The organism is Aquabacterium sp. A08, from assembly GCF_011742065.1.
Genome location: NZ_JAAQQT010000064.1, coordinates 1 through 413, shown reverse-complemented (window position 1 = coordinate 413; position 413 = coordinate 1). Strand labels below are relative to the sequence as shown.

General features: G+C 66.1%; 1 protein-coding gene. It reads left to right on the top strand.

The genetic code is table 11. From position 1 onward, the window contains the following. Window positions 1-413, top strand: a 413-nt coding sequence (locus tag HA630_RS00365; protein ID WP_166832006.1) for a homoserine dehydrogenase, incomplete at both ends; no start/stop codon positions are given.

Here is a 413-nt window from a genome sequence, read left to right as displayed (position 1 = left end):
CTGGACTTTGACGTGGTGCTGAAAGAAGCGCAACGCCTGGGCTACGCCGAAGCCGACCCGACCTTCGACATCGAAGGCGTGGACGCCGCACACAAAGCCACGCTGATGAGCGCGATCGCCTACGGCATCCCGGTGCAGTTCGACAAGGCCCACGTGGAAGGCATCACCCAGCTGGGCGCGGCCGACATCAAGTACGCCGAACAGTTGGGCTACCGCATCAAACTGCTGGGCATCGCCAAGCGCGCCGCCAAGGGCATTGAGCTGCGCGTGCACCCCACGCTGGTGCCGGCCAAGCGCCTGATCGCCAACGTGGAAGGTGCCATGAACGCGGTGATGGTGCAGGGCGATGCCGTGGGCACCACGCTGTACTACGGCAAGGGCGCCGGCAGCGAGCCGACCGCCAGCGCGGTGAT